This is a genomic window from Streptomyces sp. JLBG701 (genome assembly GCF_058544905.1).
Window position 1 is genome coordinate 1,683,279 of the sequence record NZ_CM178588.1, and the last position, 13,901, is coordinate 1,697,179.

13 protein-coding genes and 1 pseudogene are annotated in these 13,901 nt (G+C 69.6%); 12 read left to right on the forward strand and 2 right to left on the reverse strand.

What is annotated here, in order from left to right; translation table 11 throughout:
* Positions 1-25 precede the first annotated feature (25 nt).
* The 7 genes and pseudogenes from AC5DRG_RS07690 to AC5DRG_RS07720 all read left to right on the forward strand — a co-directional run bounded on the left by AC5DRG_RS07690 (position 26) and on the right by AC5DRG_RS07720 (position 6,603).
* Positions 26-964: an NAD(P)/FAD-dependent oxidoreductase gene (locus AC5DRG_RS07690; protein ID WP_491809105.1), complete on the forward strand. Its 939-nt coding sequence runs from the start codon at positions 26-28 to the stop codon at positions 962-964.
* 29 nt (positions 965-993) lie between these two features.
* Positions 994-2,532 carry an ATP-dependent DNA ligase gene (locus tag AC5DRG_RS07695; RefSeq protein WP_491809106.1) on the forward strand — a complete coding sequence of 513 codons (1,539 nt, stop codon included), beginning with the start codon at positions 994-996 and terminating at the stop codon, positions 2,530-2,532.
* A complete protein-coding gene (locus tag AC5DRG_RS07700) occupies positions 2,529-2,996 on the forward strand; it encodes an NUDIX hydrolase (protein ID WP_491809107.1) in 468 nt (155 codons plus the stop codon). Before AC5DRG_RS07695 ends, AC5DRG_RS07700 begins: the two co-directional genes overlap by 4 nt.
* Before the next feature lie 76 nt (positions 2,997-3,072).
* Positions 3,073-4,458, forward strand: coding sequence for an NADP-dependent succinic semialdehyde dehydrogenase (locus AC5DRG_RS07705; protein ID WP_491809109.1), 1,386 nt, complete (start codon positions 3,073-3,075; stop codon positions 4,456-4,458).
* 24 nt (positions 4,459-4,482) lie between these two features.
* Entirely contained in the window at positions 4,483-4,719 is a 237-nt protein-coding gene (locus AC5DRG_RS07710; protein WP_053751099.1) for a DUF6213 family protein, read from the forward strand.
* A gap of 328 nt (positions 4,720-5,047) precedes the next feature.
* A pseudogene (locus AC5DRG_RS07715) lies at positions 5,048-5,387 on the forward strand (type III polyketide synthase); the annotation flags it as partial.
* Between the two features lies 1 nt (position 5,388).
* Entirely contained in the window at positions 5,389-6,603 is a 1,215-nt protein-coding gene (locus tag AC5DRG_RS07720; protein WP_491809111.1) for a cytochrome P450, read from the forward strand.
* A gap of 182 nt (positions 6,604-6,785) precedes the next feature.
* Here the strand turns inward: AC5DRG_RS07720 and AC5DRG_RS07725 are convergent, their stop codons facing one another.
* Positions 6,786-8,003, reverse strand: coding sequence for an acyl-CoA dehydrogenase family protein (locus AC5DRG_RS07725; RefSeq protein WP_491809113.1), 1,218 nt, complete (start codon positions 8,001-8,003; stop codon positions 6,786-6,788).
* 170 nt (positions 8,004-8,173) lie between these two features.
* Between AC5DRG_RS07725 and AC5DRG_RS07730 the strand changes: the two genes are divergently transcribed.
* Positions 8,174-8,815, forward strand: coding sequence for a TetR/AcrR family transcriptional regulator (locus tag AC5DRG_RS07730; RefSeq protein WP_491809115.1), 642 nt, complete (start codon positions 8,174-8,176; stop codon positions 8,813-8,815).
* 54 nt (positions 8,816-8,869) lie between these two features.
* On the opposite strand, the gene def is transcribed toward AC5DRG_RS07730, so the two are convergent.
* Positions 8,870-9,424 (reverse strand): peptide deformylase, encoded by a 555-nt coding sequence (def, locus tag AC5DRG_RS07735; RefSeq protein WP_491809116.1) that lies wholly within the window; start codon positions 9,422-9,424, stop codon positions 8,870-8,872.
* Positions 9,425-9,582: 158 nt separating this feature from the next.
* Here def and AC5DRG_RS07740 point away from each other — a divergent pair, with 158 nt between their 5' ends.
* From AC5DRG_RS07740 to AC5DRG_RS07755, 4 genes are all read left to right on the forward strand, one after another.
* A complete protein-coding gene (locus AC5DRG_RS07740) occupies positions 9,583-10,821 on the forward strand; it encodes a Mur ligase family protein (RefSeq protein WP_491809118.1) in 1,239 nt (412 codons plus the stop codon).
* 22 nt (positions 10,822-10,843) lie between these two features.
* The gene (locus AC5DRG_RS07745; RefSeq protein WP_491809120.1) at positions 10,844-11,572 is read left to right on the forward strand and encodes a type 1 glutamine amidotransferase; all 729 of its coding nucleotides are present in this window, start codon (positions 10,844-10,846) and stop codon (positions 11,570-11,572) included.
* Between the two features lie 187 nt (positions 11,573-11,759).
* Positions 11,760-12,785, forward strand: coding sequence for a 6-phosphofructokinase (locus AC5DRG_RS07750; protein WP_491809121.1), 1,026 nt, complete (start codon positions 11,760-11,762; stop codon positions 12,783-12,785).
* 155 nt (positions 12,786-12,940) lie between these two features.
* Positions 12,941-13,891 carry a cytochrome c oxidase assembly protein gene (locus AC5DRG_RS07755; protein ID WP_491809123.1) on the forward strand — a complete coding sequence of 317 codons (951 nt, stop codon included), beginning with the start codon at positions 12,941-12,943 and terminating at the stop codon, positions 13,889-13,891.
* Positions 13,892-13,901: the final 10 nt, after the last annotated feature.

Genomic DNA, 13,901 nt, shown 5'->3' on the forward strand with positions numbered 1-13,901 from the left:
CGCGCCCTCCGGCGACCGTGGCGGCATGACCGAGACACCCGAGACATACGAAGTGATCGTGATCGGTGGTGGCGCGGCGGGCCTGTCCGCCGCCCTCGTCCTGGGCCGGGCCCGGCGCCGCACCCTGGTCGTCGACGCGGGCGAGCCGCGCAACGCGCCCGCCGCGCACATGCACGGCTATCTGACGCGGGACGGCATGCCGCCCGCCGAGTTCCTCGCCGCCGGCCGCGAGGAGATCGCGCGCTACGGCGTCGAGCTGGTCCGGGACCGGGCGGTGGACGTCACCAGGGGCGAGGACTTCGCCGTGGCCCTGGCAGGCGGGGAGACCGTGCACGCACGGCGGCTCGTGATCGCCACCGGTCTGAAGGACGAGCTGCCGGCGGTGCCCGGAGTCGCCGAGCGCTTCGGCCGGGATGTGCTGCACTGCCCGTACTGCCACGGCTGGGAGGTCCGCGACCAGGCCTTCGGCGTGCTCGCCACGACGCCGATGAGCGTCCACCAGGCGCTGATCGTGTCCCAGTGGTCGAAGGACGTGACCCTGTTCCTGCACACAGTCACCGAGACCGAGCTGACGGACGACGACCTGCGCAGGCTGGCCGCCGCCGGGGTGGCCGTGGTGCCCGGCGAAGTCGCGGAGCTGGCGATCGAGGACGACCGGCTCACCGGTGTCCGCCTAGCTGACGGCACCGCGCACCCCCGTGAGGCACTGTTCGTCGCACCCCGCGCGGTCCCGCAGACCGGCCTCCTGGAAAAGCTGGGCGCCGAGCTGCGCGAGACCCCGTTCGGCGCGTATCCGGTCGTCGACGAGACGGGTCTGACGACCGTGCCCGGCGTCTGGGCGGCGGGCAACGCGATGGGCTTCGCCGAGCAGGTCGTGAACGCGGCGGCGGGCGGTTACCGGGCCGGCGCCACGATCAACGGGGAGCTGCTGATGACCGACCTGGATGCCGCCGCCCGGGTGTAAAGCGGCCACCTCCGTTGCAACATGGCTGCATGCTGCTGACCCGGCTCGCCCGTGTGTCCCAGGAGGTCGCCGCCACCTCGGCGCGGTCCCGGAAGACGGCTCTGCTCGCGGAGCTGTTCCGGGAGACGGAGGCGGACGACGTGCCGATCGTCATCCCCTATCTGGCGGGCAGGCTCCCGCAGGGGCGGCTCGGTATCGGCTGGAAGGTGCTGAGCCGCCCGGTCGAACCGGCCGCCGAGCCGACCCTGACCGTGCGCGAGGTGGACGCCCGCCTCACCGAGCTCGGCAAGGTGTCCGGCGCCGGCTCCCAGGCCGAACGCGCCCGTCTGGTGGGCGAGTTGATGGGCGCGGCCACGCAGGACGAGCAGCGGTTCCTGTTCGGGCTGATCACCGGTGAGGTGCGGCAGGGCGCTCTGGACGCGGTCGCGGTGGAGGGCCTGGCGGCGGCGACCGGGGCGCCCGGGGCGGACGTACGGCGGGCCGTGATGCTCGCGGGCTCCCTGCAGCCGGTGGCGCGGGCGCTGCTGGCGGACGGGCCGGAGTCGCTGGACCGCTTCCGGCTCACGGTCGGCCGCCCGGTCCTGCCGATGCTGGCGCACACCGCGTCCTCGGTGGCCGAGGGGGTCGAGAAGCTGGGCGTCTGCGCGGTCGAGGAGAAGCTGGACGGCATCCGCGTCCAGGTCCACCGCGACGGCGACGAGGTACGCCTCTACACCCGCACTCTCGACGACATCACCGACCGCCTGCCCGAACTCACCTCTGCCGCCCTGGAGTTGGCGGGTGAGCGCTTCATCCTGGACGGCGAGGTCATCGCGTTCGACGCGGACGGCCGGCCCCGCTCCTTCCAGGAAACGGCCGGCCGCGTCGGCTCACGGGCGGACGTGACCACGGCCGCCGAGCAGGTCCCCGTCTCCCCCGTCTTCTTCGACGTGCTGTCCGTCGACGACCGTGACCTCCTCGACCTGCCGTTCGCCGAGCGGCACGCCGAGCTGGCCCGGCTGGTCCCCGAGCCGATGCGGGTCCGCCGCACCGTCGTCGAGGGCCCCGCCGACCTCCCCGAGGCGGAGGCGTTCCTGGCCGAGACCCTGAGGCGCGGCCACGAAGGCGTCGTACTCAAGGCCCTGGACGCCCCCTACAGCGCGGGCAGACGCGGCGCGTCCTGGCTGAAGGTCAAGCCCGTGCACACGCTCGACCTGGTGGTCCTGGCCGCCGAGTGGGGCCACGGACGCCGCACCGGCAAGCTCTCCAACCTGCACCTCGGGGCCCGCAACGCGGACGGATCCTTCGCCATGCTCGGCAAGACCTTCAAGGGCATGACCGACGCGATGCTGACCTGGCAGACCGAACGGCTCCAGGAGCTGGCCGTCGAGGACGACGGCTGGGTGGTGGCCGTACGCCCCGAACTCGTCGTCGAGATCGCCTACGACGGCCTCCAGAAGTCCACCCGATACCCGGCCGGCGTCACCCTCCGCTTCGCCCGGGTCGTGCGCTACCGCGAGGACAAACGCCCCGAGGAGGCGGACACCGTCGAGACGCTGCTGGCCGCGCACCCGGAGGTCAGGCCGTGACCGAGCAGAAGCGCAGCGCGGGCCTGCTGTTGTTCCGGCACACCGACCATGGCCTGGAGGTGTTGCTCGGCCATATGGGCGGCCCGTTCTTCGCCCACCGCGACGCCGGGGCGTGGGGCCTGCCCAAGGGCGAGTACGAGCCCGACGAACCCGCCTGGGACGCGGCCCGCCGCGAGTTCCGGGAGGAGCTGGGGCTCGCGCCACCGGACGGCGAGGCGATCCCGCTGGGCGAGGTCCGGCAGTCGAACGGAAAGATCGTCACGGCGTGGGCGATCGAGGCCGACCTCGACCCGGCGACGATCGTCCCCGGCACCTTCCGCATGGAGTGGCCGCCGAAGTCCGGACACCTCCAGGACTTCCCCGAGCTGGACCGCGTCGAGTGGTTCGGCCTCGACCGGGCACGAACCGTGATCGTCAAGGCACAGGCCGCGTTTCTCGACCGGCTGGCGGAGCACTCGGACTGAACGGCCGCCCACACGTTGCGGTCCCCTGCCGCGCGCGGGAAGGTCGAAGCACAGCCCGCTCTGAGGGAGGTCGGTCATGCCCATCGCGACGGTGAACCCGGCGAACGGCGAGACGTTGAAGACGTACGAGGCGATGGGCGAGGAGGAGATCGAGCGCAGGCTCCAGCTCGCCGAGGCCACGTTCCGCACGTACCGCACGAGCGCCTTCGTCGAGCGCGCCCGGCTGCTGCACCGGGCCGCCGACCTCCTCGACGAGGATCAGCAGGACATCGGCCGGGTCATGACCACCGAGATGGGCAAGCCGGTGAAGCAGGCCCGCGCGGAGGCCGCCAAGTGCGCCAAGGCGATGCGCTGGTACGCCGACCACGCCGAGGAGCTGCTCGCCGACGAGGAGCCCGCCGAGTCCGACGTCAAGGACTCCGGCGCCTCCCGCGTGCTGGTCCGCTACCGGCCGCTGGGTCCGGTGCTCGCGGTGATGCCGTGGAACTTCCCGCTCTGGCAGGTGATCCGCTTCGCCGCGCCCGCGCTGATGGCGGGCAACGTGGGCCTGCTCAAGCACGCCTCGAACGTCCCCCAGACCGCCCTCTACCTGGAGGACCTGTTCCACCGGGCGGGCTTCCCGGAGGGCTGCTTCCAGACGCTGCTCATCGGCTCCGGGGCGGTGGAGGAGATCCTTCGCGACGAGCGGGTCAGGGCGGCCACGCTCACGGGGAGTGAGCCCGCGGGGCGCGCGGTCGCGTCCGTCGCCGGGGAGATGGTCAAGAAGACGGTGCTGGAGCTCGGCGGCAGCGACCCGTACATCGTCATGCCCTCCGCCGACCTCGACCGCGCCGCGAAGATCGCGGTGACCGCGCGTGTGCAGAACAACGGGCAGTCGTGCATCGCCGCCAAGCGGTTCATCGTGCACGAGGCCGTCTTCGACGCGTTCGCCGAGCGGTTCACCGAGGGCATGAAGGCGCTGCAGATCGGCGACCCCATGGCGGAGGACACCGAGGTCGGACCGCTGGCCAGCGAGCAGGGCCGCGCCGATCTGGAGGAGCTGGTGGACGACGCGGTGGAAAGCGGCGCGAGCGTCCTGTGCGGCGGTGACCGCCCAGACGGGCCCGGCTGGTACTACCCGCCGACCGTCCTCGCCGACATCACCCGCGAGATGCGCATCCACCGCGAGGAGGCGTTCGGGCCGGTCGCCACGCTGTATCGCGCGGGCGACCTGGACGAGGCCCTGCTCATCGCCAACGACACGCCGTTCGGGCTGAGTTCCAACGTCTGGACGCGGGACGGGGCCGAGGTCGACCGCTTCGTACGGGATTTGGAGGCGGGCGGGGTGTTCGTCAACGGGATGACGGCCTCGCATCCGGCGTTCCCGTTCGGTGGGGTGAAGCGGTCCGGGTACGGGCGTGAACTGTCGGGGCACGGAATCCGCGAGTTCTGCAACATCACCACCGTATGGCACGGAGCGTGAGGTTTCCGCGGCTACGATCCCTCTGTGAACCGCGAAGTGACTCTGCCTCTGATCGTCGACGACCGCGGGACCTTGCAGGTGGCTGCGGCGGACGTTAGCAAGCTGTTGCGCACGGTGGGTGGGCGGTGGCTGCACCTTGTGGAGGCCGGGGAGGACGGGCTGGACGAGGACACCGTGGCCGCGTTGACGATCGAGCTGGCGAAGCTGGCCGATCGTATTGATGTCGCGTGCATTGCGCACAGTAGCGGGCAGACCGGATAGGGGTTCGGTTTCTGTGCCGTCTGCGGGCCGGATGTGGCTGGTCGCGCAGTTCCCCGCGCCCCTTGGGTGGGTGCCCTCGCCCCGCGCCTGAAAGTCGCCCCCTGTCCCCAATCTGGAGTAGTCCGGCGCGAGATCGTCGCTCCCACGGGTGATCGTGGGTGAACCACCTTCTGTCCGGGGGGCTCGCGCCTTCCGGGAGGCGAAAGCAGGCACGGTTCATGGCGACTTTGTGCAGACCTTCGGTGTCCGTTCCAGAGCACGTGATCGCGATGGAGGAGACGCTGGAGCCGGCGCGCTCCCGCCTGATCACCCACGTGTCGTGCACGGCTCGGCCTACCCGGAGGCCAACGCGCTCATCGTGGCCTGCGAGTTCTGCTCGCTGTGCTACCAGCCCACCGACCTGGGCATCGGCTCCCTGCTGTCCAACGGACTGTTCGGCGACGGGATCGCGGCCGCGGTGGTCCGAGGAAAGGGCGGCGAGGGCATCAAGCTGGAGCGCAACGGCTCGTACCTGATCCCCAAGACCGAAGAGTGGATCATGTACGGACCTGGACTTCTACATCGTCCACGCCGGTGACCCCCGAATACTCGACGCCGGCTTCGGGCCCGGCATCACCGCCGAGATGGCCCTGGGCCGCTGGCACCATACGGACGACGAGACGGCGTGACATGACCGAAGAGACGATCATCGAGATACTGCCCCCGATCCGGCACTGGCCGGTGCTCGACCTGACGGGCGTCGACTTCGACCCGGTCCTGACCGAGCTGATGCGCGAGGGCCCGGTCACCCGCATCCAGCTGCCCAACGGCGAAGGCTGGGCCTGGCTGGTCACACGCTACGACGACGTGCGCATGGTGACCAACGACCCCCGTTTCAGCCGCGAGGCCGTCATGGACCGGCAGGTCACCCGGCTCGCCCCGCACTTCATCCCGGCCCGAGGCGCGGTCGGCTTCCTGGACCCGCCCGACCACACGCGGCTACGGAGTTCCGTTGCCGCCGCCTTCACGGCGCGCGGTGTGGAGCGGATCCGCGAGAGGTCCCGGCTGATGCTCGCCGAACTCGTCGACGAGATGCTCCAGGACGGCCCGCCCGCCGACCTCACCGCGACCGTCCTGAGCCCCTTCCCCATCGCCGTGATCTGCGAGCTGATGGGCGTCCCGGCCGCCGACCGGCACGGCATGCACACCTGGACCCAGCTGATCCTGTCCTCCTCGCACGGCGCCAAGGTCAGCGAGAAGGCCAAGAACGAGATGGGCGCGTACTTCGCCGACCTCATCGGCATGCGCGAGGGCAGCACGGGCGAGGACGTCACATCACTGCTCGGCGCGGCCGTGGGCCGGGGCGAGGTGACGCTGGAGGAGGCCGTCGGACTCGCGGTCCTCCTGCAGATCGGCGGCGAGGCGGTCACCAACAACAGCGGCCAGATGTTCTACCTGCTGCTGACCCGCCCCGACCTCACCGAACGCCTGCGCGCCGAGCCGGAGATCCGCCCCCAGGCCATCGACGAGCTGCTGCGCTACATCCCGCACCGCAGCGCCGTGGGCCTGTCCCGGATCGCCATGGAGGACGTGGGCGTCAAGGGCGTACGGATCCGGAAGGGCGATGCGATCTACGTGTCGTACCTCGCCGCGAACCGCGACCCGGACGTCTTCCCGTACCCGGAGACGATCGACTTCTCCCGCACCCCGAACCCGCACGTCTCCTTCGGCTTCGGCTCGCACTTCTGCCCGGGCGCGATGCTGGCCAGACTGGAGTCACAGCTGCTGGTCGACGCGCTCCTGGACGGGGTGCCGGGACTGAAGCTCGCCGTACCGCCGGAGGAAGTCCCCTTCAGGAAGGGCGCGTTGATCCGCGGGCCCGAGGCCCTGCCCGTGACGTGGTGAGCACCCGCGGGGTGGTACGCGCGACCCCGGGCACCGTCATCGTCGTACCGCCAGGGTGCAAAGACGTTCTTCCAGGCGAGCTCCCACATCGACCAACTCACACCTCTCGCACACCGGTGACTGCACCCACCTAGGGGCGCGGGGAACTGCGCGACCAGCCCCCACAACCCGCAGCCCGACTACTACCGAATGGACATCCCAGACAGCGTCCGAGCAATCACCAACCGCTGAATCTCACTCGTGCCCTCGAAGATCGTGTAAATCGCGGCATCCCGATGCATCCGCTCCACCGGATACTCCCGCGTGTACCCATTCCCACCGAGTATCTGAATCGCCTGCCCGGTGACCTTCTTCGCCGTCTCACTGGCGAACAGCTTCGACATCGACCCCTCGGCCGCAGTGAACGGCTTCCCGTTGACCGCCATCCAGGACGCCCGCCACACCAGCAGCCGCGCCGCGTCAATCGACGTACGCATGTCCGCGAGCTGGAAAGCCACACCCTGGTTGTCGATGATCGGCCGACCGAACTGCTCACGCGTCATCGCATAGTCGAGGGCAACCTCGTAAGCGGCCCGAGCGGTACCCACCGCCATGGCTCCCACCGCGGGGCGGCTCGCCTCGAACGTCGCCATCGCCGCGTTCCTGACCCGCTCGCCGGAGGCCTCACGCGCACGCGCCAGACGCTGGTCGAGCTTCTCCTTGCCGCCGAGGAGGCACGAGCCGGGAACGCGCACGTTCTCCAGGACGACCTCGGCGGTGTGCGAGGCGCGGATGCCGTGCTTCTTGAACTTCTGGCCCTGGGACAGGCCGGGCGTGTTCGGCGGGATGATGAAGGACGCGTGGCCCTTGGAGCCCAGCTCCGAGTCGATCACGGCGACCACGACATGGACGTTGGCGATGCCGCCGTTGGTCGCCCAGGTCTTCGTACCGTTGATCACCCACTCGTCCTTGGCCTCGTCGTACACGGCACGCGTGCGCATGGAGGCGACGTCGGAGCCGGCGTCGGGCTCGGACGAGCAGAAAGCCGCGACCTTGACGTCATTGGCGTCGCCGTACATCTGGGGGATCCAGGTGCCGATCTGCTCCTCGGTGCCGTTGGCGAGGACGCCCACGGCGGCGAGGCCGGTGCCGACGATGGAGAGGGCTATGCCCGCGTCGCCCCAGAACAGTTCCTCCATGGCCATGGGTATGCCGAGGCCGGTGGGGTCGAAGTACTGCTGGGCATAGAAGTCCAGGGAGTAGATGCCGACCTTGGCGGCCTCCTGGATGACCGGCCAGGGAGTCTCCTCACGCTCGTCCCATTCGGCGGCCGCGGGACGGATCACATCGGCGGCGAAGCCGTGCAGCCAGTCCCGGACCTCCTTCTGTTCGTCGTTGAGCTCCATGGTGAACTCGGCCATGTCCCCTCCAGCGGCGGGAATTGTATGTTACTAGCGGTAACCGCAGTCTGTTACCCGCTGGTAAGAAAAGTCAACTCCCGATGACCCCTCGGCAGCCCGTTCGATGTCAGGGGGCTGTCAGGTGTTAGTTTGCGCAGGCGTCACCGAATCAGCACGGGTGGGGAGAGCTCATGGACACCACGCAGCGGACCGAGCAGCAGCGGTCCGCCGACCGCCGACGGCGCGAATTGCTGGAGGCCGCGGACAGAGTGGTGCTGCGGGACGGTCCGCAGGCGTCGATGAACGCGATCGCCGCCGAGGCGGGCATTACCAAGCCGATTCTGTACCGCCACTTCGGCGACAAGAGTGGACTGTACGCGGCGCTTGCGACGCGGCATACGGACGCGTTGCTCGCTTCGCTGCGGGCCGCGTTGGACGCCCCTGCGGAGCGGCGGGAGCGGGTTGAGGCCACTCTGGACACCTACCTCGCGGCGATTGAGGCTCGGCCTCAGGTGTATCGGTTTCTGATGCATCCGGCGGACGGGAGTCAGGCCGGCGAGGGCTTCGATGTCGGGAAGCACTCTGCTCCGCTGCTTCGGCGGATGGGTGAGGAGCTCGCTCAGGTCATCGAGGAGCGGCTGGATCTCGGGCCCGGGAGTCAGCAGTTGGCTCGGGTGTGGGGGCATGGGATCGTCGGGATGATGCACGCCGCTGGGGACTGGTGGCTGGGTGAACGGCCCTGTTCTCGGGCTGAGTTGGTGCGTAGCCTCGCCGACCTTTTGTGGGGGCGGCTCGCTGCCGCGGGGGACAAGGTCGGCGGACCTGGGTTCTGAGGTTGTGGGGCGGCTGCGGGTGCGTTGTGGCTGGTCGCGCAGTTCCCCGCGCCCCTAAGTGGGACCAGTCGCCCTGTGCCAATTCGCTCGCCTTGCCTGTCGCATCAGTCTGCTGTGGCGCCAACCCTGAACCCGGTCCGCGTAGACCCTGCCCTCCACGTGGTCGCACTCGTGCTGCAGGCACCTCGCGAAGAAACCCGTTCCCTGCACGGTGATCGGGTCTCCCGTCACCGTGAAACCCTCGACGACCGCATGGTCGTAGCGCTCCGTCCCCGCTTCCAGGCCCGGCAGGGACAGGCAGCCCTCGGGGCCCCGCATCACCAACCCGTCGGCCTCGACCAGGCGGGGGTTCACCACGTGGCCTACGTGGCGGAGTTCCTCGTCGTCGGGGCAGTCGTAGACGAAGACCCTGAGCGGCTTGCCGATCTGGTTCGCGGCCAGGCCGACTCCCTGTGCGGCGTACATCGTCGCGAACAAGTCCTCGACCAGGCGGGCCAGTTCGGGGCCGAAGTCGGTGATCTCCTCGCAGGGGGTGTGGAGGAGGGGGTCGCCGAGCAGGGTGAGGGGCCGGACGCGCCCGTGGGCGCCCGGGATCGGGGCGTTTCGCATGGCGGCAAGGGTACGGTCCTTGCAGATATGTGAAGAGCGGACGGGCGCCGGGACCATGCCGCGGTTCGGGAGTGTGAATGGATCTCGATAGGCTGAGGCCCACACCACGTTGCCGGATGGCTCAGGCGCGGCGCGTACGCAAGGAGGATCGAGAACTGATGGCAGGCAACTCGGACCCGCTCACGCCGCGGGCCAAGCTGGCCGTGACCGCGGGGAAGGCGGTCGCGGCGGCATCGCGTGCCGCTGGGCGCGGCAGCGGATCTGTGATCGGTGGCCGGGTGGCACTCAAACTCGACCCCGACCTCCTCGCCCGGCTCGCGCAGAGCCTGGACGTGATCCTCGTCTCCGCGACCAACGGGAAGACGACCACCACCCGGCTCATTGCGGAAGCGCTGGGGGCCGCAGGGCCCGTCGTCTCGAACGCGCTCGGCGCCAACATGCCCGCCGGCATCACCTCGGCGCTCGCGGGCGGTTCGGACTCCAAGTTCGGGGTCATCGAGGTCGACGAGAAGTACCTCGCCGGCGTCGCCCGGGACACCGACCCGAAGTGCATCGCGCTGCTCAACCTCTCCCGCGACCAGCTCGACCGCGCCGCCGAGACCCGCATGCTCGCCGAGAACTGGCGCGAGGGGCTGGCAGGCAGCAAGGCCGTCGTCGTCGCCAACGCCGACGACCCGCTCGTCGTGTGGGCCGCCTCCTCCTCCCCCAACGTCATCTGGGTCGCCGCCGGGCAGATGTGGAAGGACGACGCCTGGTCCTGCCCGTCCTGCGGTGGTGTGATGCAGCGGCCCGGTGACGACTGGTTCTGCGGTGAGTGCGGGTTCCGTCGGCCTACGCCGAGCTGGGCGCTGTCCGGGGATCATGTGCTCGACCCGCACGGGTCCGCCTGGCCGATCCACCTCCAGCTGCCGGGCCGTGCCAACAAGGCCAACGCCGCCTCCTCCGCCGCCGTCGCCGCCGTCTTCGGGGTGCCGCCGCAGGTCGCCCTGGAGCGGATGTACCAGGTGCAGGCCGTGGCCGGGCGTTATGACGTCGTGCAGTTCATGCAGCGTGATCTGCGGCTGCTGCTCGCGAAGAACCCGGCGGGCTGGCTCGAAACGTTCAGCCTGATCGATCCGCCGCCGACTCCGGTGATCCTCTCCGTGAACGCGCGCGGCGCCGACGGCACCGACACCTCCTGGCTGTGGGACGTCGACTACACGCGGCTGACCGGCCACCCGATCTTCGTGATCGGCGACCGCAAGCTGGACCTCGCGGTGCGTCTCGAAGTCGCGAACCAGCACTTCCAGGTCTGCGAGAGCGTCGACCAGGCCGTGCAGATGGCCCCGCCGGGCCGTATCGAGGTCATCGCCAACTACACCGCCTTCCAGGACCTGCGCCGCCGTGTCGGCAACTGACCGCAGAGGACGACGATCATCCATGAGTGACAACAGCCTGCGTCTGGTGTGGATCTACCCTGACCTGCTGAGCACCTACGGCGACCAGGGCAACGCGCTCGTCGTGGAGCGCCGGGCCCGGCAGCGCGGTCTCGACGTGGCCCGTCTCGACGTACGCAGCGACCAGCCGATCCCGACGTCCGGCGACATCTACCTCATCGGCGGCGGCGAGGACCGGCCGCAGCGGCTCGCGGCCGAGCGGCTGCGCCGTGACGGCGGACTGCATCGTGCGGTCGGCAACGGCGCGATCGTGTTCTCGGTGTGCGCCGGCTACCAGATCCTCGGCCACGAGTTCATCAACGACCTCGGCCAGCGCGAGCCCGGCCTCGGCCTGCTCGACGTGGTATCGGTGCGCGGCGAGGGCGAGCGGTGCGTCGGTGACGTCCTCGCGGACATCGACCCGCGCCTCGGCCTGCCCCCGCTGACCGGCTTCGAGAACCACCAGGGCGTCACCCACCTCGGCCCCACCGCCCGCCCGTTCGCGAACGTACGGCTCGGCAAGGGCAACGGCACGGGCGACGGCACCGAAGGCGCGTACAACGACACCGTCTTCGGTACGTACATGCACGGGCCGGTGCTGGCCCGTAACCCGCAGATCGCCGACCTGCTGCTGAAGCTGGCCCTCGACGTGAACGCGCTGCCGCCCATCGACGACAGGTGGTACGAGGCGCTCCGCAACGAGCGCATCGCGGCTGCGCAGCAGCCCGCCTAGCCGTCGTACACCTCTTGTCCCACCTGCTGTAACCAGCCCGTCTGACGGCCCATCCGCACAGGTGAGCGGGGTCGTCCAGCAGGCGGACGCACAGTGCTGCCCCGCCCCCTCCTGCCGTTAGGGTGGCGGGGTCCAGCCGGACAGCGTGGTCCGGTTCCCGGCCCACGTTGAGAAGGTATTTCGGGCTATGCGCATTGGTGTCCTCACGTCCGGCGGCGACTGCCCCGGCCTGAACGCCGTCATCCGGTCCGTCGTGCACCGTGCCGTCGTCGACCACGGCGACGAGGTCATCGGTTTCCGGGACGGCTGGAAGGGCCTCCTGGAGTGCGACTACCTCAAGCTCGACCTCGACGCGGTGAGCGGCATCCTGGCTCGCGGCGGCACCATCCTCGGCTCCTCGCGCGTCCAGCCCTCCCATCTGCGGGACGGTGTCGAGCGGGCCAGGGGCCATGTCGAGGAGCTCGGCCTGGACGCGATCATCCCGATCGGCGGCGAGGGCACGCTGAAGGCGGCCCGGCTGATGTCCGACAGCGGACTGCCCGTCGTGGGCGTGCCCAAGACCATCGACAACGACATCGCCGTCACGGACGTGACCTTCGGCTTCGACACGGCCGTCGGCGTCGCGACCGAGGCGCTTGACCGGCTGAAGACCACCGCCGAGTCCCACCAGCGTGTGCTGGTCGTGGAGGTCATGGGTCGCCACACCGGCTGGATCGCGCTGCACTCCGGCATGGCGGCGGGCGCCCACGCCATCGTCGTACCGGAACGACCCTTCGACATCGAGGAGTTGGCGGCGCGGGTCGGCGAGCGGTTCTCCGCGGGCAAGAGGTTCGCCATCGTCGTGGCGGCGGAGGGTGCGAAGCCGCACGAGGGCACCATGGCCTACGACGAGGGCAGCAAGGACGTCTACGGTCACGAGCGGTTCGCGGGGATCGCCCGGCAGCTGTCCATCGAGCTGGAGGCTCGGCTCGGCAAGGAAGCCCGGCCGGTCATTCTCGGGCATGTGCAGCGGGGTGGGACGCCTACCGCGTACGACCGGGTTCTTGCCACGCGGTTCGGGTGGCATGCGGTGGAGGCTGTGCATCGCGGGGAGTTCGGGAAGATGACCGCGCTTCAGGGGACCGACATCGTGATGGTGTCGTTGGCTGAAGCGGTCGAGACGCTCAAGACTGTGCCGTCGGATCGTTACGCCGAGGCCGAGTGCGTGCTCTGACGTAGCTCGTCGGCTGCGGGCCGGATGTGGCTGGTCGCGCAGTTCCCCGCGCCCCTAGGTGGGCTGCAGCCGCCCCCGGTCGTAGTCGTGACCGGGGGCAGTTCTAGTCTGGTGCGGACAGACTGCACAACCCCCCACGAATCAGGAGCCGTCCGATGGATCACGGCGGGCACGGCATGACCATGGATCTGCCGCCGTTCACGTTGGGGCGGGGGCTGGAGTGGTCGGCTGACCCGTTCTTTCTCGTTGCCTGCCTGCTTGGGCTCGCCCTGTATGGGTGGGGGGTCGTGCGGCTGCGGCGGCGGGGGGACTCGTGGTCCGTGGGGCGGACGATCGCGTTCGTGATCGGTGTGCTGACCGTCGCGCTGGTGATGTGCACCAAGCTGAACGACTACGGCATGGCCATGTTCAGCGTGCACATGGTGCAGCACATGGTGATCAGCATGTTGTCGCCGATTCTCATCCTGCTCGGGGCGCCGGTCACGCTGGCGTTGCGCGCGTTGCCGGTCGCCGGCAAGGGGCGCAAGGGGCCGCGCGAGCTGCTGTTGATGTTCCTGCACAGCCGGTACATGAAGATCGTCACGCATCCGGCGTTCACCATTCCGCTGTTCATCGCGAGCCTGTACGCGCTGTACTTCACGCCGATCTTCGACTTCCTGATGGGCTCCAAGACCGGGCACATCGCGATGATGGTGCACTTCTTCGCCGTCGGCATGGTGTTCTTCTGGCCGATCATGGGCGTGGATCCGGGGCCCAACCGGCCCGGCTATCTGATGCGGATGCTGGAGCTGTTCGCGGGCATGCCGTTCCACGCGTTCTTCGGCATCGCGCTCATGATGGCGTCCCAGCCCATGGTCACGACCTTCGAGAACCCGCCCGCCTCGCTGGGTATCGACGCGCTGTCCGACCAGAACGCGGCCGGTGGCATCGCCTGGGCGTTCAGTGAGATTCCGTCCGTGCTCGTGCTGATCGCGTTGCTGTTCCAGTGGTACGGCTCCGAGCAGCGGCAGGCCAAGCGTCAGGACCGGGCCGCCGACCGCGACGGTGACAAGGAACTCGAGGCATACAACGCCTATTTGGCCTCATTGAACGCACGGGGGAACTGAATCCCCGTGA